16 protein-coding genes and 1 other RNA gene are annotated in these 17760 nt (G+C 64.0%); 7 read left to right on the top strand and 10 right to left on the bottom strand.

The features are described from left to right. Positions 1-2 precede the first annotated feature (2 nt). Both rsmH and mraZ read right to left on the bottom strand, forming a co-directional pair. Positions 3-1019 carry a 16S rRNA (cytosine(1402)-N(4))-methyltransferase RsmH gene (rsmH, locus tag ABLE71_RS15820; protein WP_348784388.1) on the bottom strand — a complete coding sequence of 339 codons (1017 nt, stop codon included), beginning with the start codon at positions 1017-1019 and terminating at the stop codon, positions 3-5. After that, positions 1016-1474, bottom strand: coding sequence for a division/cell wall cluster transcriptional repressor MraZ (gene mraZ / locus ABLE71_RS15825; RefSeq protein WP_348784389.1), 459 nt, complete (start codon positions 1472-1474; stop codon positions 1016-1018). Before mraZ ends, rsmH begins: the two co-directional genes overlap by 4 nt. A 423-nt stretch (positions 1475-1897) precedes the next feature. On the opposite strand from mraZ, the gene ABLE71_RS15830 reads away from it, so the two are divergent. The 3 genes from ABLE71_RS15830 to ABLE71_RS15840 all read left to right on the top strand — a co-directional run bounded on the left by ABLE71_RS15830 (position 1898) and on the right by ABLE71_RS15840 (position 4501). Next, positions 1898-3034, top strand: a complete 1137-nt coding sequence (locus ABLE71_RS15830; protein ID WP_348784390.1) for a glycosyltransferase domain-containing protein — start codon at positions 1898-1900, stop codon at positions 3032-3034. Positions 3035-3104: 70 nt separating this feature from the next. Beyond that, positions 3105-4214 (top strand): cystathionine gamma-lyase, encoded by a 1110-nt coding sequence (locus ABLE71_RS15835; RefSeq protein ID WP_348784391.1) that lies wholly within the window; start codon positions 3105-3107, stop codon positions 4212-4214. 8 nt (positions 4215-4222) lie between these two features. After that, a complete protein-coding gene (locus tag ABLE71_RS15840; protein ID WP_348784392.1) occupies positions 4223-4501 on the top strand; it encodes an Imm27 family immunity protein in 279 nt (92 codons plus the stop codon). A 3-nt stretch (positions 4502-4504) separates the two neighbouring features. On the opposite strand, the gene rnpB is transcribed toward ABLE71_RS15840, so the two are convergent. The 5 genes from rnpB to ABLE71_RS15865 form a co-directional block, all read right to left on the bottom strand. Beyond that, positions 4505-4902: RNase P RNA component class A (gene rnpB, locus ABLE71_RS15845), an RNA gene on the bottom strand. Between the two features lie 53 nt (positions 4903-4955). Further along, entirely contained in the window at positions 4956-5678 is a 723-nt protein-coding gene (locus tag ABLE71_RS15850; RefSeq protein ID WP_348784393.1) for a transglycosylase SLT domain-containing protein, read from the bottom strand. A gap of 208 nt (positions 5679-5886) precedes the next feature. After that, positions 5887-6639, bottom strand: coding sequence for an N-acetylmuramoyl-L-alanine amidase (locus tag ABLE71_RS15855; RefSeq protein WP_348784394.1), 753 nt, complete (start codon positions 6637-6639; stop codon positions 5887-5889). Continuing rightward, complete coding sequence (locus ABLE71_RS15860) at positions 6636-7343, bottom strand: DnaJ family molecular chaperone (protein WP_348784395.1); 708 nt, start codon at positions 7341-7343, stop codon at positions 6636-6638. Before ABLE71_RS15860 ends, ABLE71_RS15855 begins: the two co-directional genes overlap by 4 nt. 339 nt (positions 7344-7682) lie before the next feature. After that, complete coding sequence (locus ABLE71_RS15865; protein WP_348784396.1) at positions 7683-8204, bottom strand: winged helix DNA-binding protein; 522 nt, start codon at positions 8202-8204, stop codon at positions 7683-7685. Positions 8205-8311: 107 nt separating this feature from the next. On the opposite strand from ABLE71_RS15865, the gene ABLE71_RS15870 reads away from it, so the two are divergent. Continuing rightward, positions 8312-12025 carry a hydantoinase B/oxoprolinase family protein gene (locus tag ABLE71_RS15870; RefSeq protein ID WP_348784397.1) on the top strand — a complete coding sequence of 1238 codons (3714 nt, stop codon included), beginning with the start codon at positions 8312-8314 and terminating at the stop codon, positions 12023-12025. Between the two features lie 3 nt (positions 12026-12028). Here the strand turns inward: ABLE71_RS15870 and ABLE71_RS15875 are convergent, their stop codons facing one another. After that, positions 12029-12412 (bottom strand): cupin domain-containing protein, encoded by a 384-nt coding sequence (locus ABLE71_RS15875; RefSeq protein WP_348784398.1) that lies wholly within the window; start codon positions 12410-12412, stop codon positions 12029-12031. 151 nt (positions 12413-12563) lie between these two features. Between ABLE71_RS15875 and ABLE71_RS15880 the strand changes: the two genes are divergently transcribed. From ABLE71_RS15880 to ABLE71_RS15890, 3 genes are all read left to right on the top strand, one after another. Continuing rightward, positions 12564-13808, top strand: a complete 1245-nt coding sequence (locus ABLE71_RS15880; protein WP_348784399.1) for a DUF3419 family protein — start codon at positions 12564-12566, stop codon at positions 13806-13808. Further along, complete coding sequence (locus ABLE71_RS15885; protein ID WP_348784400.1) at positions 13808-14464, top strand: class I SAM-dependent methyltransferase; 657 nt, start codon at positions 13808-13810, stop codon at positions 14462-14464. Before ABLE71_RS15880 ends, ABLE71_RS15885 begins: the two co-directional genes overlap by 1 nt. A gap of 238 nt (positions 14465-14702) precedes the next feature. Further along, entirely contained in the window at positions 14703-15503 is an 801-nt protein-coding gene (locus ABLE71_RS15890) for a GH25 family lysozyme (RefSeq protein WP_348784504.1), read from the top strand. A 33-nt stretch (positions 15504-15536) separates the two neighbouring features. Here the strand turns inward: ABLE71_RS15890 and ABLE71_RS15895 are convergent, their stop codons facing one another. Together ABLE71_RS15895 and ABLE71_RS15900 are read right to left on the bottom strand one after the other, a co-directional pair. After that, positions 15537-16442: a hypothetical protein gene (locus tag ABLE71_RS15895; RefSeq protein ID WP_348784401.1), complete on the bottom strand. Its 906-nt coding sequence runs from the start codon at positions 16440-16442 to the stop codon at positions 15537-15539. Continuing rightward, positions 16439-17659 (bottom strand): alanine racemase, encoded by a 1221-nt coding sequence (locus tag ABLE71_RS15900; RefSeq protein ID WP_348784402.1) that lies wholly within the window; start codon positions 17657-17659, stop codon positions 16439-16441. Before ABLE71_RS15900 ends, ABLE71_RS15895 begins: the two co-directional genes overlap by 4 nt. Between the last annotated feature and the right edge of the window lie 101 nt (positions 17660-17760).

Below are 17760 nucleotides of genomic sequence, written 5' to 3' on the forward strand. Positions count from 1 at the left end.
TACTACCTCTCAGCCGGAAGCCGGATTTCGGGAAGCCTTGGCAGGCCGAAGATCGAGGGGTCGGCCGCGCGGGCCGGCGCATCGGTTCGCACCGCGGCGCGCAGTTTCGCCGAACGCGCGCGAGGATTGGCCTCGATCTCGGCTTCGGACGGAGAAACCGCGCCGCCGCGCTTCTCGAAGGTCGCCGCCTTCTCTTGCGTCTCGGGCAGGAAGCGCGAGCCGGCCGGATTGCTGGAACGATCGGCGATGAAACGCTTGACGATGCGGTCTTCGAGCGAATGGAAGGTCACCACGGCCAGCCGCCCGCCGGGCTTCAGCACGCGCTCGGCGGCGAACAGCGCCTTGGCCAGTTCGCCGAGTTCGTCGTTGACGAAGATGCGCAGCGCCTGGAACACGCGCGTCGCCGGATGGATTTTTTCGCCCGGCTTGCGACCGACATGAGTCTCGATGGCATCGGCGAGGTCGAGCGTGCGCAGGAAAGGACGCGCCTCGCGGCGCTTCTCGATCATGCGGGCGATGCGCCCGGCATGGCGTTCCTCGCCGAGCAGGCCGAAGATGCGCGTCAGGTCACCCGACTTGAAGCGGTTGACGACGTCGGCGGCGCTCGGACCCGATTGCGCCATGCGCATGTCGAGCGGCCCATCGGCGCGGAAGGAAAAGCCGCGTTCGGCTTCGTCGATCTGCATGGAGGAGACGCCGATGTCGAGGACGACGCCGTCGACTTCGGCGGCGGCCTCGTCGAGATGTGAGAATGCGCTTTGCACAAGGGTGAGACGCCCGCCGGCCTCCTTCTCCAAGGCGCGCCCGGCCTCGATCGCGCCGGGATCGCGGTCGATCGCCACGACGGAAACGCCAGCCGTAAGCAGCGCCATGGTGTAGCCGCCCGCGCCGAAAGTGCCGTCGACGATCGTCTGCCCCTCGGCTGGCTCAAGTGCGGCGATCACCTCGGCAAGGAGAACCGGAATGTGGCGGGCCGGTCCGCCAACCGCGGGGTCGCCCCCGCCGTGGCCAGCCATCATTCCGGTTTCTCCCCAGGCTTCGTCCCCTGCCGAAGCTGCGAAAGTCTCGCCCTCACCTCCGCGCCATAGGCGCTGAGCTTGCTGGGCTCCCATATCTGGAAAAAATTGCCGCGGCCGACGAAGGCCACCTCCGACGATATGCCCGTATGCTCGCGGATGAAGTCCGTCACCGTGATGCGTCCGTCCTGGTCGAGCTTGAGGAAGGCGCCGTCGCCATGGACGAAGAAGGACATGTCGTCCGCCGTCTGCAGGAACGGGTCTTCCAGCGCTATCCTCTCTTCGTAGCGGTCGAGCAGGTCGAGCCCGCCGACGTCCAGCGCCGGCACGTCGAGCTGGCGAATGGCGTAGAGTTCCGAATAGCCGCGTTGCTGCACCACCGCGCGGAAATGCGCCGGCACGGATACCCGCCCCTTCGCATCGATCCTGTTCACCGCGCTGGACAGAAACCGGTTCATCACTCGTTACAGCCGTTTCCGCCTGGCCCCATTTGCTCATCTTGTCCGCGCCTCCGCAGCGCGGCCCCTGCCGCAAAACCTGTTCCGCTCCGGACCATGCGCCAGCATATCGCGCGGCCCGATGGCCGCCCGTTTCGCGCTCGATCTACCCGTAACCGGAACAAGGACTTGATTATGCGAATGGGATATCATGGGGCACTATGGGCGTCAACGGGAACAGCTTATACACACCCCCGAAAAGCGTCTGCGAAGACGGGCTTGCGGGCATCCACCGCTTTATCCTCCATTAAGCCTAACGAAGGGTTTAGGGGCGGAAGGAGTCGCCTACCAAGCGGCACTTAACAGCCGGCCTGACCTGTTCTATGACGCCTAAATCAGATGGGCGACCGGACTACAGGGCAAGGGTGGCAGCCAATGAGATCGATGCTGCGCCTTCTCGGCAAGACTGCAAAAACGCAGCCTCGGCGCGTCGTCTTCAGTTGTCTATTCGGCTATTCGGAAGCCTTTTCGGATCAGCACTATGAAAAGGACGACCGGACCGACTTCATCTGCTTCACGGACGACAGAAACTTGCGATCCGATAGGTGGACGCTTCGATATGTCGACTCGAGCCTCCTCGGGCCAGTTCGGACGGCCAAGATGATCAAGATCATGGCGCATAGCTTTTTAGGTGCGTATGAAGCCTCGATCTATCACGACAATACGCTACGGATGATAGCTCCGTACGAAGCAGTTTTCGCCGAGCTGGACCGATCAGCCAGCCCCATGGTTACCTTCAGGCACCTTTGGCGGTCATGTGTTTACGAAGAGGCCGAGATTGTGAAACGCCTGGGATACGACGATGCGGCAACCATCGACGCCCAGATGAAGCACTATCGCTCAATCGGCCATCCCGAGAACGCGGGCCTTGTCGCCACCGGATTCCAGGCGCGCCGGCACAACGATCCCGAGCTGATTTCCGTGATGTTGCAATGGTTCCTTCAGGTTTGTCGGTACTCCTATCGCGATCAACTGTCGTTCAACGTGGTCGCGAGGCGGATGGGGTTCGAACCAACCTATTTTCCAGGGCCACCAACCGAGAAGCAACAAATATTCAGGATGGTCGACCTCGGCGGCAAGCGCCTGCCACGCGATTTCCGCGATGACGTCTATCTCAAGCTTCACGAGGACGTTCGCCAGGCAGAAATCAGCCCCAGGGAGCACTATCTAAAATACGGCATGGCTGAGGGGCGATCCTACAAGCCCGACGAAGTCCCGCCGGATTTTCACGATGACGTCTATCTCGAACTCCATGCCGACGTCCGTTGCTCGGGCATGGGAGCGAAGGAGCACTATCTCACCTATGGCATGGCTGAGAGAAGAGCGTACAAACGCAGCTTCGCCGAACTCACCCCAGCCGAAAGACAAAGGATGCTTCCGCCAGATTTTCGCGATGAGATCTATCTAGATATCAACAAGGACGTCCGGCGCGCGGGCATGGACGCGCAGGAACATTACCTCACATATGGCAGGAGCGAAGGGCGGCCCTACAAGTATCCATCCGACCGCACGCAAACCTGATCCCAGGCGCTTGCACCCATCGCCCGGCCAAGCTTGACGTTGTTCCAGCATTTAGCAGCAATATCTCACAATGACCGACACACCATCATTCCGCGCGGCCAAGCTTCCTCACCTGCGCCGGCGCAAGCTGAGGAAGGGCGATCCCGTGCCGCTGCCGCTGACCATGGCGGCGATGTACAACCTTCCCGGCGCTCCAGCGGGCTTTGCGCAATATGGCCGCTTCGACAACCCGACCTGGGAAGGGGTGGAGGAGATGCTGTCGCATCTCGAAGATGCTCCGGCTGTCGCGTTCCCATCAGGCATGGCGGCGATATCGGCGGTGTTCTTCAGCCTGCTCAAGACTGGAGACCGTATCCTGCTTCCGTCCGACGGCTACTACACGACGCGCATGCTCGCGGAGCGTTTCCTCAAACCGCTCGGCGTCTCGTTCGACCAGCGTCCCACTTCATCCTACCTCGACGGCGGCTTTGACGGCTATCGCCTCGTCTTCCTCGAGACGCCGGCCAATCCGAGCCTCGACATCTGCGACATCGCGGCGGTCTCGGCGGCGGCTCACGCAGCGGGCGCAATTGTGGTCGCAGACAACACGGTGATGACGCCCTACGGCCAGCGGCCGCTCGACCTCGGCGCGGACATCGTCGTCGCCGCCGACACCAAGGCGCCGAACGGCCATTCGGACACGCTGTTCGGGCATGTCGCCAGCCGCGATGAGAAGGCAATCGCCGCGGTAATCGACTGGCGCTCGCTCTCCGGCGCCATTCCCGGCCCGTTCGAGGCGTGGCTGGTGCATCGCGGGCTGGAGACGCTGGAGGTTCGCTTCGACCGCATGTGCTCTTCGGCGGAGACGATCGCGCGGCGGCTGAAGAACCATCCCAAGGTGCAGGCATTGCGCTTCCCGGGCCTCGCGGACGACCCGTCGCACAATCTGGCGCGCGTCCAGATGGAGCGGTTCGGCTTCCTGATCGGCCTGACGCTGGAGTCGGAGATCTCGGCGGAGAGCTTCATCAACGGCTGCGCGCTGATTCAGCCGGCGACCTCCTTCGGCGGAGTGCACACCTCCGCCGAGCGTCGCGCCCGCTGGGGCGACGCCGTGGCGCCGGGCTTCGTCAGGCTGTCGGTCGGCTGCGAGCCGGTCGGGGAGCTTTGGGCGGCGGTGGCGGCGGCTCTCGACGAAGCTTGAGAATGAGTATGATCGAGCTAAAAGAGGTATGGGTTTGGCGAGAAAATCGGATGATCGCCGAAGGACATGCGAAACAGATTGATGAACTGCTGGCGGCAAACTTGACCGAGGTAGCCGCTAGCAGTTGGCACAAACTCTACCGGCACAAAGAGACCGGAAAACTTTGGGAATTGGACTACCCGCAAAGCGAGTTGCACGGAGGCGGTCCGCGTCGCCTGCGCGAACTACGCATTGCCGATGCGGATCAATGGATGCCGCCATCTGAGACACAGCGTCCGACGCGGTAGAAAATTGCCAGCCGGCCTGTAAGCCGGGTTTTGTATGGCCCTCCGCACCTTGCGGCGCGGAGAACGTGGCGGCCATTCGTCTTGGGCCGATGTTGCCATCGGCCTCATGCAACCTACCCGGACGGTGGGCCGGAAACAGCCCCGAGGGTTGCCCCTCAACCGCCCCTATTCGGTCTTGCTCCCGGTGGGGTTTGCCGTGCCGCTCCTGTTGCCAGTCGCGCGGTGGGCTCTTACCCCACCCTTTCACCCTTGCCACGGTGACCGTGGCGGTTTGCTTTCTGTGGCACTTTCCCTGGGGTCGCCCCCGCCGGCCGTTAGCCGGCACCGTGTCTCCATGGAGCCCGGACTTTCCTCACCCGCAGCCTTTCGGCTCCTGCTGGTGCGGCCGCCCGGCCGGCTGGCAGTGCGTATAAAGGCGTTCGCGGAAGCAAACGCAACAGGAAAGCGGAATGAATCAGGCGCCGCTTTCGTATTCGCGATCCGGGGTCACCCAGCCGATCGACTCCAGGATGTGACGCTTCACCTTCTCGCAATAGTCGCGTGAGGTCGGATTCATGCGCTTGGCGGCATGACCCGCATTGTATTTGAGGATGGTGCCGCAGGTCGTGCCGTCGCCGAGCTTCCGTGCCTTGCCGAGATATTTCATGCCGAACTTGATGTTGGTCTCGGGATCGAAAAGCCCGGTGGCAGAGCCGTCATAACCCATCAACTTGGCGGTCGCGGGCTTGATCTGCATGAGGCCGACCTCGCCCGCCCTACCCAGCGAATACGGTTTGTAGTTGCTTTCCACCGTGATGACGGCATGCGCGAGATCGATGGGGATGCCGTTCTGCATCGCGTATTTCTCGATGATCGGCTTGTAGCGGTCCTCGGGCTTGGCGGCGACCGTTACGACATCGTCCTTTTGCTTCGTCTCGGCAACGGGCGCGACGTCGTCCTTCTGCTTCCCGCCCGCCGCGACATCCTTCTTCTCCGCCCTTGCGGCGTGGAAGGCTTCCTCCCTCGTCAGGCCGCGTTTCGGCGAAGCCTCGTCCTTCCCTGCGGATCTTTCGATCCCGGAGAGTTCCGGCCTCGCCGAAACCATGGACACCTGCCGGGAACCCTCCTCCAGGGCATTTGCAGCAAACGTCGTGAGGCCGGCAGCAAGCGCTGCCGCTAAAATGGTCAATATTTTCATGCGGTCCTGTCGTTATCCGGCCGTGCGCAGAGGATACGCTCGGCTGCCCTCATTTAAGCCGGAACAGGGGGGACAAGTGTCCGGCGCTCTATGTGCACCGGGGTGCCTGCCAACCTTGGGGCAAAAATGGCGGGGCAAGTCACTTTGGGTTACAAATTGTTAACCGCGGCCAAAGCGCCGCAAGCGCGTCGAAGGCGCTAGGCGCGCGTTACCGGCAGGCTTCGAGCAGGCGCCTGAGCGTCACCACCGTCGAGCGGTCCGCCAGTCCGTCAACCCGCCGCGGGCGGAAATGCCGTTGAAAAGCAGCGACAACCACACCCGTCTGCTGATCGAAGGCGCTGGTTATGTCGATGCCGTAGCCGTAGAGCGACAGCATGGATTGGAGTTCCTCGACCGCTGCCCCCGCGTCTCCTGGACCGATTACCGGCTTGCCGCCAACCCGCGCCGGCGCGACAAAATGACCGACGCCGGCCTCGGCGAGCGTGCGCCAGGGAAATTTCTCGCCTGGATCGACCTTGCGGCCCGGCGCCACGTCCGAATGGGCTAGAACCCTAGGCGGCGTAATGCGGTAACGGGCCACGATCCCCTTGCACAGGTCGATGACCGAAGCGATCTGCCGTCGGGGAAAGGCGCGATAGCCGAACTCGTGCCCGGGATTGACGATCTCGATGCCGACGGAATGCGCGTTGATGTCGGTGATCCCGCGCCAGAAACTCCTGCCGGCGTGCCAGGCGCGGTCGCTCTCGCGCACCATCTGCACGATGCGGCCGTCCTCATGGACGAGATAATGGGAGGAAACCTGGGAGTCCGGGGTGCAGAGCCAGGCCTCCGCCGCCTCGCCCGTCTTCATGCCGGTGTAGTGCAGGAGGACGATGTCGGGGCGGGAGACGCCGACGCGCGGACCAAAATTCGGCGAAACGCGCACCTCGGCTCCCGCATGATCCGGCGAGAAGCCGCTCATATCACCTTCAGCCCACGCTCGATCATCTCATAGGCGGCGTTGATCGCGGCGATGCGCGTGGTCGCGATCTTGATGAATTCTTCCGGCAGGCCGCGGGCCAGCAGCTTGTCGGGGTGGTTGGCGGCGACGAGCTTGCGGTAGCGCCTCTTGACCTCGTCGAAGGGACTGTCGCGCTCAATGCCGAGGATCAGCCAGGGATCGGCGTCGCCGAGATTGGCGTGGCGCGCCAGAATGCTCTGGTAGTGGCTTTCCTCGATGCGGAAGATCTGGGCGACGCGATGCAGGAAGCGGCCTTCGCGCTCGTGCAGCAGCCCGTCCGCCTTGGCGATGTGGAACAGCCCGTCGAGAATGTCCTCCAGCATGGCGCAGTTGGCGTGGCCCGAACCGCACAGGCCCGCCATGCGCTCGGCATAGGCCTCGAAGCCGGCGACATCGGCCTTGGCGAGGTCGTAGAGCCGCGCGACATTGCGCCGTTCCGACGCGGGGACCTCGAATATCTGCTGGAAGGCGCGAACCTCGTCATGCGTGACGACGCCGTCGGCCTTGGCCATCTTGGCCGACAGAGCGATCATCGCGACAGAGAAGGCGACGCGGCGGCGCAACTCCGGATTGCCGCCGAAAACGGTGCGCACAGCCTCGACGACGCTGCCCACGCCGGAGGTCGCCGCAGCGGTCACGCGCTTAAGAAGCTGCCATATCGACATGCAGCTTCCTTAAGGCGAAAAGAACTGCTTGGCGAGAGAACCTCTTGCGGCAAAGCGCCCGCTGCCGGGGTCCGCGGCACAGGCAATTGGCACCACTGGCGCGCGTTTCATGACAAAGGGCAAGAAAAAAGCCGGTCGAAACCGGCTTCCTTCGCTTGGTGAAGGCCCTTACTGAGCCGGGGCGGGCTGGGCCGGAGCAGGCTCCGCAGCCGGCGGCGTCGCCGGCTCCATCGGCGCGGGCTCGGTGGTCGTCGTGTCCGGCACGCTCTGGGTCGTGTGCGTCACAACATCTGACGGCTTTTAACACTTCGTCAGAACACAAAGGCAACCGGCTCAGCTTCAAAGACTGGCCGCCGCCCGCGCGGCCTGGTCGTACTGGCCCGACAGCGCCCGCATCAGCGCCGCGACATGGCTCATGTCGGCCTCGTCGAAGGCAAGCCCCTTCACGCTCGACGACAGCAGGCCCTCGCGGACCTCGCGGTAGCGCCGGCATGCGTCGGCGCCGGCCTTGGTGACCTTCACCGTCTTCTCCTTGCCGCGCCTGCCGGTGGAGATCAGTTTCAGGCCCTCCAGCTTCTTCAGCGCGTAGGCGACGATATGCGTGTCCTCGACGTTGAACATCATGCAGATGTCGGCCAGCGTCTTCTCGCGGCCGCGGTGATTGGCGGCGTGCAGCACCAGCACGTCGATCGCCGCGAGACCCGGCACACCCGACGCGCTCATGCAGCGCACAATCCAGCGCTGAAAGGCATTGTGGAGCACGGTCAGCGCGAATTCGACCTCGGACAGTGCCGGAACCTGTCCGTCGGCGAGATGCGCCGCCGACACCACCGGGCCAATGCGAGAAGCTGGTTTGGTCATCAATATCATCCGCGATTTATCGACAAAACGTTGACGTAGTGTGAGCGTTCTGGTTTATACGGCGCTTCGCAGGAAAATCAAACGCGGTATTTCCGGGGAGAACGCTGATGCCGGCGAAGAATTGGGATTTCTGGATCGACCGCGGCGGCACCTTCACCGATATCATCGGCCGCGACCCGCAGGGCGCGCTTCATCCGCGCAAGCTGCTGTCCGAAAACCCCGAGGCCTACAGCGACGCCGCGATCCAGGGCATCCGCGACCTGCTCGGCCTGAAGGCGGGCGATGCGATTCCGACCGGCCTGGTCGGCGAGATCAAGATGGGCACCACCGTCGCTACCAATGCGTTGCTGGAGCGCAAGGGCGACCGCGTGCTGCTTCTCATCACCAAGGGATTCCGCGATGCGCTGCGCATCGCCTACCAGGCCCGGCCCGACATCTTCGCCAAGGAGATCATCCTGCCCGAACTGCTCTATGAGCGCGTGGTCGAGGTCGAGGAGCGCGTGCGCGCCGACGGAACGGTGGAGAAGCTGCTCGACATCGAGGCGGTGAAGCCGGCGATCGATGCGGCGCGGCGCGACGGCATCGACGCCGTCGCCATCGCCTTCATGCATGCCTGGAAATTCCCCGAGCATGAGAAGGCCGTGGCCAAGGTTTGCAGGAAGGCAGGCTTCGCGCAGATCTCGGTCGGCCACGAGGTCTCGCCGCTTGTGAAGCTGGTCGGACGCGGCGACACGACGGTGGTGGACGCCTATCTCTCGCCGATCCTGTCGCGCTACGTGCGGCAGGTGGCGGGCGATATCGGAGTTTCGACACCGGCCGAAGGCCGCAAGCCCGACCGGGCGTCGGCCGGCCAGGCGGCCCTCGCGGAGGCCAGCGAGCGAAGCGAGCGCTCGGCCGTGAGCGACAATCCGAGACTGATGTTCATGATGTCGTCCGGCGGGCTGACCGCCGCCGACATGTTTCAGGGCAAGGACGCGCTGCTGTCGGGTCCGGCGGGCGGCGTGGTCGGCATGGTCGAGACGGCGCGACTGGCCGGCTTCGGCCAGGTGATCGGCTTCGACATGGGCGGCACCTCGACCGACGTCGCGCATTACGACGGCGAATACGAACGCGCTTTCGACACCGAGGTCGCCGGCGTGCGCGTGCGCGCGCCGATGATGCGCATCCACACGGTCGCGGCGGGCGGCGGCTCGATCCTGCATTTCGAGGCAGGACGTTTCCGCGTCGGCCCGGATTCGGCGGGCGCCAATCCCGGCCCGGCCTGCTACCGGCGCGGCGGCCCGCTCGCCGTCACCGACGCCAACGTCATGCTCGGCAAGCTGCAGCCCGATTTTTTCCCTGTCATCTTCGGCCCCGGCCAGGACCAGCCCCTGGACACAGACACCGTGCGCGAGAAATTCGCGGCACTTGCCGCCGAGATCGGCGACGGACGTTCGCCCGAAGCCGTCGCGGAAGGCTTCGTCACCATCGCGGTCGAGAACATGGCGAACGCCATCAAGAAGATCTCCGTGCAGCGCGGCTATGACGTCACCGGCTATCTGTTGAACTGCTTCGGCGGCGCCGGCGGCCAGCATGCCTGCCTGGTTGCCGACGCGCTCGGCATGCAGTCGGTGCTGATCCACCCCTTCTCCGGCCTGCTGTCGGCCTACGGCATCGGCATGTCCGGCGTCTTCGCCTCGCGCCAGCAGGGGTTCGTGCGGCCGCTGGCCGACGGCAACGCGGGCGAAATCCGGGCTGCCATCGATGCCCTGTGCGCTCCCGTTTTCGCCGAACTCACCGCGCAGGGCGTGCCCGAGGAACGGGTCTCCTGGCGTCCCATCCTGCATGTCCGCTACGACGGCACCGACACGACCCTGCCGATAAATCACGCGACATTCTCGATCGCCGAGGCCCGGGCGGCCTTCGAAGCCGCGCACAAGGCGCAGTTCGGATTCACCTATCCCGACCGGGCGCTGGTGGTCGAGACAGTCGAGGTGCATGGCGAGGACGGGCGGGTTGCCGGGCGTGACGAGACCGACCGGCCGCTTACGGAAGGAGCGCCCAAGGCGGCCGAAACGCGAAAGCTCTTCTGCGGCGGCGAATGGCGCGACGCGGCGGTATTCCGCCGCGAGACGCTTAAGCCCGGCCACAAGATCGCCGGCCCGGCGCTCATCATCGAGAGCCACCAGACGATCGTGGTCGAGCCCGGCTGGGGGGCTGCGATCACCGCCAAGGACCATGTGCTGCTTTCTCGCATCGAGAAGAAGAAGCGGCAGGCCGCGCTCGGCACAGTGGCCGATCCGGTGATGCTCGAAGTGTTCAACAACCTGTTCATGTCGATCGCCGAGCAGATGGGCGTGACGCTGCAGAACACTGCGTCGTCGGTGAACATCAAGGAGCGGCTCGACTTCTCCTGCGCGGTCTTCGATCGCAACGGCGCGCTGGTCGCCAACGCGCCGCACATGCCGGTGCATCTGGGGTCCATGGACCGCTCCGTCGAGACGATCATCCGGCTGAACGCGGGTGACATCCACCCAGGCGACGTGTTCGCGCTGAACGCGCCCTACAATGGCGGAACGCATCTCCCTGACATCACCGTGGTGACGCCGGTGTTCGACGATTCCGGCAAGGAGATCCTCTTCTATTCGGCCTCGCGCGGCCACCACGCCGATGTCGGCGGCACCGCGCCGGGCTCGATGACGCCGCTCGCCACGTCCGTCGACGAGGAAGGCGTGCTGATCGACAATTTCCGCATCGTCGATCGCGGCGCCTTCATGGAGAAGGAGCTGTTTGCGCTGCTGACCGACCACCCCTACCCTGCCCGCAACGCGGCGCAGAACGTTGCCGACCTTAAGGCGCAGATCGCCGCCAACGAGAAGGGCGTGGCGGAGCTGAGGAAGATGGTGACGCATTTCGGGCTCGATGTGGTCGAGGCCTATATGGGTCACGTGCAGGACAACGCCGCCGAAAGCGTGCGCCGCGTGCTGGAGCGCCTGCCCGATAGCTCCGAATACGCGTACCCGACCGACACCGGCCAGGTCATCAAGGTGAAGATTACGGTCGATCGCGAGAAGCGCGAGGCGACGGTCGATTTAACCGGGACATCGCCGGTGATGAAGAACAACTTCAACGCGCCGGAACCTGTCGCGCGCGCGGCCGTGCTTTACGCCTTCCGCGTCATGGTCGAGGACATGATCCCGATGAATGCCGGGTGCCTGAGGCCGATCAACATCATTATCCCCGAGGGATGCATGCTCAGGCCCGCCTACCCGGCGGCGGTGGTGGCCGGCAATGTCGAGACCTCGCAGCACGTCACCAACGCGATCTTCGGCGCCATGGGCGCGCTCGCCAACGCGCAAGGCACCATGAACAACCTCACCTACGGCAACGCGAAATACCAGTACTACGAGACGATCTGCTCGGGTTCGCCGGCCGGGCAGATGAACGACGGGCGCGGCTTCAACGGCACGTCGGGCGTGCACACCCACATGACCAACTCGCGCCTGACCGACCCGGAGGTGCTGGAACTGCGCTTCCCCGTGCTGCTCGAGGACTTCCACATCCGGACGGGCACCGGCGGCAAGGGCAAGTGGCATGCCGGCGACGGCACCAGGCGCACCATCCGCTTCCTGGAGCGCATGGAATGCGCGATCCTGTCCTCGCACCGCAACCGCCCGCCGGAAGGCATCGCGGGAGGCGGCAACGGCGAGGTCGGCAAGACCGAGGTGCGTCGCGCCGACGGCACGGTTCAGCGGCTCAACGCCTGCGACCAGACCGTACTCGAACCCGGCGAAGCGGTGATCGTGACGACGCCGACGCCCGGAGGATTCGGGCGGGGCTGAGACCTACTCCAGGTCGGCCTGGATCCAGCGCGGCGAATGATGGATGTCGAGCGTCTGCAGCCGCCCCGGCCCGAGGTTGATGAACTTGTGTGGCAGGCCGGCAGGCCCAAGCACGACCTCGCCGGCCTCGGCATCGATCACCCGGTCGCCGACGAAGAAGCGTGCGCGTCCCTCCTGGATGACGAAGACTTCGTCATAGGGATGGACGTGCAGCTTTGGTCCGACGCCTGGCTCGTCGTTGCCATAGGTCAGGACCGTGACCTTGGTGCCAAGAACCTCACCGTTGACCGACCCGCGATGCGGCCCGTCTCCCTCGAACAGCCGCGTCTTCGCCGGCGCGCGACTGTCCGGCGTGACTGTCGCGGGATCTAAATCATGTCGGGCCATTGAGTCTCCTCCATTTTCAAGTAGGAAGATGGCTGTTCGCGAAAACCCGGACAAGAGATTGGGCCGTCGCTGCTGACTTCCCCCTGTCATCCACCTGTCACGCCGTCGCGGTACCCGCTTGCGAAATGTGCAAGGGGGAGATTCGCCCGTCATGACCGACCTTTCGAGCGAGCTCGGCTTTCGCGGGAATCGCCAGCTCGGCAAGGCCGTCTACCAGAACCGGGCGCTCTCCAGGGCGGGCTTTTCCGAGCGGCTTTTCGCGCTTCTTTTCTCGGGGCTCGTCTATCCGCAAATATGGGAAGACCCCGAAGTCGACATCGAGGCGATGGACCTGCTGGAGGGACACCGCGTGGTCACCATCGCGTCGGGCGGCTGCAACGTGCTTGCCTATCTGACCCGCTCGCCGGCGCATATCGACGCCGTCGATCTCAACAAGGCGCACATCGCGCTCAACAAGCTGAAGCTTGCCGCGATCCGGCATCTGCCGGCGCAGGCCGACCTCTTCCGCTTCTTCGGCGAGGCCGGCAACCCGACCAACTCCGCCGCCTACGACCGCTTCCTGGCGCCCAATCTCGACGCCGCGACGCGCCGCTACTGGGAGCGCCGCAACTGGCGCGGACGCCGGCGCATCAAGACCTTCGACCGCAATTTCTACCGCACCGGCCTGCTTGGCCTGTTCATCGCCGCGGGCCACCGCACGGCGCGTCTCTACGGCGTCGATCCGCGCGGGATCCTGGCCGCCAGGAACATCCGCGAACAGCGCCAATTCTTCAGCGAAGAGCTGGCGCCGCTGTTCCAGACGCGCCTGCTCAAACTGGTGCTGTCGCGAAAATCGTCGCTCTTCGGCCTCGGCATACCGCCTGCCCAGTACGATTCGCTCATCACCTCCGGCGACGGTTCGATGGCGAGCGTGCTGAGTGCCCGGCTGGAAAAGCTCGCCTGCGACTTCCCGCTGAAAGACAACTATTTCGCCTGGCAGGCTTTCGCCAGGCGCTACCCGGCGCCCGGCGAGGGCGCATTGCCCGCCTATCTGGACAAGGCAAACTATCCGGCGCTGAGACAGAACATCGGCCGCGTCGCCGTGCATCACGTCAACTTCACCGAGCTTCTGGCGAACAAGCCGGCGGCATCGGTCGACCGCTTCGTTCTGCTCGATGCGCAGGACTGGATGAGCGACGAGCAGCTCAACGCGCTGTGGACCGAGATAACGCGCACCGCCGCTCCTGGCGCGCGCGTCATCTTCCGCACCGCGGCCGAACAGAGCGTGCTGCCGGGCCGCGTCTCCGAAGCGCTGCTCGGGCAATGGCGCTACGCCGAGGAGGATTCGCGCAGCTTCGCCGCGCGCGACCGCTCCGCGATCTATGGCGGCTTTCACCTCTACATGAAGGCCGGCTGATGAGCGTCGCGGACGGCACGCACGCGGAACTGATGGATGGCGTCTACCGCTACCAGCGCCACGTCTACGACCTCACCCGCAAATTCTACCTGCTCGGCCGCGACAGGCTGATCGGCGGCCTCGACGTGCCCGCGCGCGGCACGGTGCTCGAACTTGGCTGCGGCACCGGCCGCAATCTCGTGCATGCCGCCAAGGCGTTCCCGCGGGCCCGGTTCCATGGATTGGACATCTCCGCGGAGATGCTTGAAACGGCGTCGGTCGCGATCGGACGCCGCGACCTGTCGGCGCGGGTCGGGCTCGCGCAGGGCGACGCCTCGGACTTCGACGCGGAGACCCTGTTCGGCCTGCCGGGCTTCGATCGCGTCTTCGTCTCCTACGCCCTGTCGATGATCCCGGATTGGCGCCGAACCGTCGCGGCGGCGCTCGATGCCGTCAATGACGGCGGCTCGCTCCACATCGTCGACTTCGGCGCACAGGAGCGTTTGCCGGGCTGGTTCAAGGCCAGCTTGCGCGCCTGGCTCGCGAAATTCCACGTATCCCCCCGTGATTCTTTGCGCGAAGTGCTTGAATCGGAATGCCGGCGCGTTGGCGCAAGCCTCGAATTTGAAACGCTTTATCGCGGCTACGCCGTGCGTGCCGTTTTGACCAAACGCTGATCCGCGGCGCTCCCCGCCACCATTCTTTTGCCATTGATTTGCCGCGATTGCCGGCGCAGGTTCTGTTGCCGGCCGGCGCGCCATATAAACCGAAAATCAACCAGGATGGCCGGATGATGCGCCGGATTGACGTGGCTGCCGCATTGCGGCCGCAAGGGGTCGGGGACGGATGCCGGACAGGCGGTTAGACAGCGCGTTGGTTTCGGCGGGCAGGCGGACGGCAAGTTCGCGCGCCGTGCTGAGCATTGCCGCCGCGACGGCGCTGCTTGGGCTCGCTGCCTGTTCGGTCTCTGATGGCTTTGCCCCATTGTCGACGGCGTCCACATCGGGCACCGCATCGGTAGCGGTCAGCCATCCGCGCTTCGAGGATACCGATCCGCATGAATGGGACAGCGGCGCGCCCTGGAGCTACGCGGTCCACGGCACCGACGTGTCGAAATACCAGACCTCGGTCGACTGGCATAAGGCGCGGGCGAGCGGCGTCTCCTTCGCCTTCATCAAGGCAACCGAAGGCGGCGACCGCGTCGACGACTATTTCGACGAGCACTGGCGAAACGCCAAGGCGGCGGGCGTGCCGCGCGCGGCGTATCATTTCTACTACTTCTGCCGGCCCGCCGCCGAGCAGGCCCGCTGGTTCATCGAGAACGTTCCCAACGATCGTTCCGCCTTGCCGCCGGTGCTCGACATGGAGTGGAACCCGGACTCGCCGACCTGCAAGAAACGGCCCGATCCGGCGACGGTGCGCAGCGAGATGAAGACCTTCCTCTCGATCGTGGAAAAACACTACGGCAAGAAGCCGATCATCTACACGTCGGTCGATTTCTTCGACGACAACGAACTGTCGAGTTTCCGCGGCTATCCCTATTGGCTGCGCTCGGTCGCCGGCCACCCGACCCAGAAATACGCCGATCACCCCTTCACCTTCTGGCAGTACACCGGAACCGGCGTCATTCCGGGCGTCCGCGGCAATGCAGACATCAACGTCTTCAACGGCAGCCACGCCGACTGGAAAAAATGGCTGAAGGCGAATGCGGGGTGAGCGCCGCATTCGCGCTTCCTCATGCGCGGACCTTCAGTGCGTTGTAACTGATCGGCGCAGAAATACCGCTTCGCCCCTGATAGCTGCGTCTATCTGCTCCGGCGTATGAGAATAATGTCTTTTGTTCTCAAATCCGATGGATTTCAGACTCATCAATGGAGTCATGTCTCCATCGAGCACGTTGGTTTTCACAAACCGGAATTCTTCAAGTGCTTTGAAGTCGCGAAGCGGTGCCAGAGAGCCGATCACTCCACAGTTGATGTAACGGAGGCGACGCAGACTTTTGCACTTCGCAAGCGCAGCGAAATCCTGAATGGAACTGCAGGTCTCTATGTGAAGCGTCTCGACCCAAGTCCTTCCAATGGCCTCTACCTTCTTCAATTTGGGCAAATAAGCGAACTCAGCCTCTCGCAAATTGTCATAACGCTCGATCCCGGAAAGTGATTCGATCGATCCCACCGCGACGCTTAGTGCGCTTAGCTCGTTGAAGGGAGGGAGAGATTCAAGATTCCCCGACGCAGGGGAAAAATTGCGAAGCCGAAGACATGACAGTTTGCTGTTTTCGGGGGGCAAGATGTCTTTGGCCTTGAGCGTGATCCCCAATTCCTCGATCTGCATAAATTGCGACAGATCGAGTGATGCTCGCTCCGAACCCAGCGTCAGAAAACGAATTTGGCTGAAGGTTTGGACCTCACTCAGGTCGAGCCCTTTGGGAAACGGAACAACGAGCCCGCGAAGGTTTTCGATTTTTTTGAGGAAACCTACATCTTCGGACAGGTAGCCGTTATACGGCGATATGCCAATTCCATCGGCATCGCCTCGTTCGTAGACGCTAAGAGACGCTTCGATCCTTCTCGAATCGATCCAGACGATTCGCCATTTACCCCACTTGGCGACGGTCGGTTCTTGAAGCTCGTTAGATACCATCTCGAAACTCAATCCGCCATCGTCTCAAGGCTGGCAAACCCCTGCGGCGTGTCGCCCTCGTCGAAGGGCGTCGTCACCTCGACGAAAGTGTCAGGATAGAAGCCGTTGAAGCGGGTCCTGAGCGACAGCGAGTAGGCGCCGATATGGCCGATTTCGATCCAGTCGCCGGTGTCGACGGTTTCCGGCAGCCAGAACGGCCGCGACAGGATGTCGACGGAATCGCAGGTCGCGCCGCACACCTTGAACGGCACGATATTCTTCTCGCTGCCGTTGCGCGAGCGGATGGCCGGATCGGGAATGAAGCGGGCAGGCAGCGTGATCTTGCCGGTCCATGAATCCGACAGCGACGCCCAGATGCCGTCATTGATGTAGAGCCGGCGGCCCTTGCGAAGCAGCACGCGCACGATGAGCGACAGGCAGCGCGCCACGATCACGCGGCCGGGCTCCGCCACCAGCGGCATATGGTCGAAATTGTATTCCTTGAGGTCGCCCGACAGCCGCGACATGAGCTGGCCGAGCGACGGCATCTCGACCTGCTTGCGGTTGGGGTCGTGGCCGTATTCGGCCGGGAAACCGCCGCCGACATCGAGGCCGGCAAGCTCGAAGGTGAGCCGGTTGCGCACCCAGTCGGCGGACGCCAGCGCCCGCTCGTAAGTGTCGGGATCCTCGATCTGGCTGCCGACATGGAAGCATAGCCCGACCTTGTAGCCGGTGCGGTGCAGCCGCTCGGCGAGTTCCACCGCGCTCGCCGGCCCGGCGCCGAATTTCTTCGACAGTTCATAGGCCGCCTGGCCCTTGGTCTGGACACGAACGAAGACGGTGATGGCGCCCGGATCGATGTCGAGCGCGCGCACCACGCGGGTCAGCTTGGTGATCTCGTCCTCATGGTCGATGGCGATGACGCGGATGCCGTATTTCTCCAGCGCCAGCCGGATGTCGGACTGCGCCTTGACCGGATGCATGTAGAGCATCTCGGCATCTGGCGAGACGGCGCGGACGGCGGCGAACTCGCCGGGCGATGCGACGTCGAAGGCCGACACACCCGCCTCGACCAGCGCGTTGAGCACGATCTGCTCGCCATTGGTCTTCACCGCATAGGCGGTCTTGCCGGGAAACATCTCCATGAACTGCCGGGCGTCCGCCTTCAGCACCTCCGGGCGGAAACAGTAGATGGGCTCGTCCGGCCGGAGCGCGCGGGCCGCCTCGCGGGCATTCTCGAATCGCTGCATGGAGGCTCCTCGGCTGGCGTTCGGAATCTAGTCGAAGCCGGAGCGCAATGAAATCCATTCCTTGACGAGCGGGCAGAGCCGCCGATGCGGCCAGCAGGGGA

This window comes from Mesorhizobium sp. KR9-304 (genome assembly GCF_040049215.1).
Lineage (GTDB): Bacteria > Pseudomonadota > Alphaproteobacteria > Rhizobiales > Rhizobiaceae > Mesorhizobium_K.

Coding starts and splice junctions, on each gene's coding strand:
- ABLE71_RS15880 (WP_348784399.1), top strand. CDS start 12,564: ATGACCGACCTTTCGAGCGAGCTCGGCTTTCGCGGGAATCGCCAGCTC.
- ABLE71_RS15850 (WP_348784393.1), bottom strand. CDS start 5,678: ATGAAAATATTGACCATTTTAGCGGCAGCGCTTGCTGCCGGCCTCACG.
- ABLE71_RS15835 (WP_348784391.1), top strand. CDS start 3,105: ATGACCGACACACCATCATTCCGCGCGGCCAAGCTTCCTCACCTGCGC.
- ABLE71_RS15875 (WP_348784398.1), bottom strand. CDS start 12,412: ATGGCCCGACATGATTTAGATCCCGCGACAGTCACGCCGGACAGTCGC.
- mraZ (WP_348784389.1), bottom strand. CDS start 1,474: ATGAACCGGTTTCTGTCCAGCGCGGTGAACAGGATCGATGCGAAGGGG.
- ABLE71_RS15830 (WP_348784390.1), top strand. CDS start 1,898: ATGCTGCGCCTTCTCGGCAAGACTGCAAAAACGCAGCCTCGGCGCGTC.
- ABLE71_RS15860 (WP_348784395.1), bottom strand. CDS start 7,343: ATGTCGATATGGCAGCTTCTTAAGCGCGTGACCGCTGCGGCGACCTCC.
- rsmH (WP_348784388.1), bottom strand. CDS start 1,019: ATGATGGCTGGCCACGGCGGGGGCGACCCCGCGGTTGGCGGACCGGCC.
- ABLE71_RS15870 (WP_348784397.1), top strand. CDS start 8,312: ATGCCGGCGAAGAATTGGGATTTCTGGATCGACCGCGGCGGCACCTTC.
- ABLE71_RS15865 (WP_348784396.1), bottom strand. CDS start 8,204: ATGACCAAACCAGCTTCTCGCATTGGCCCGGTGGTGTCGGCGGCGCAT.
- ABLE71_RS15840 (WP_348784392.1), top strand. CDS start 4,223: ATGATCGAGCTAAAAGAGGTATGGGTTTGGCGAGAAAATCGGATGATC.
- ABLE71_RS15900 (WP_348784402.1), bottom strand. CDS start 17,659: ATGCAGCGATTCGAGAATGCCCGCGAGGCGGCCCGCGCGCTCCGGCCG.
- ABLE71_RS15885 (WP_348784400.1), top strand. CDS start 13,808: ATGAGCGTCGCGGACGGCACGCACGCGGAACTGATGGATGGCGTCTAC.
- ABLE71_RS15855 (WP_348784394.1), bottom strand. CDS start 6,639: ATGAGCGGCTTCTCGCCGGATCATGCGGGAGCCGAGGTGCGCGTTTCG.